Consider the following 256-nt stretch of genomic DNA (forward strand, 5'->3'; position numbering starts at 1 on the left):
GGAAGATATGCATGTACGGATCGTATTCGCCTGTGGACGGCACGTGGTCCTCGGCGAAGGCGGTCGTGTACTCCATCTCAAATACGTCGCGATAAAATTCCACCGTCTGCTTGGCGTCCTTGCAGCGGTAGGCGACGTGATGGATGCCGTTGGTTATAGCCATTACTGCATCTCCAATTTTCCATCATCTCGGACGTGCAAAGCGCGATCCGCGCCTGCGGCCGGGATGACAGTGGCGTACGTCATTCTTCATCAG

General features: G+C 55.5%; 1 protein-coding gene. It reads right to left on the reverse strand.

Going from position 1 to position 256, the window contains the following annotated elements; translation table 11 throughout:
- Window positions 1-163 (reverse strand): VOC family protein (locus tag ACMUOY_RS20485; RefSeq protein WP_413894559.1); only part of this gene is annotated, 163 nt, incomplete at its 3' end.
- Window positions 164-256: the final 93 nt, after the last annotated feature.

This window comes from Candidatus Skiveiella danica, assembly GCF_022705245.1.
Classification (GTDB): domain Bacteria; phylum Pseudomonadota; class Gammaproteobacteria; order Burkholderiales; family Burkholderiaceae_C; genus Skiveiella; species Skiveiella danica.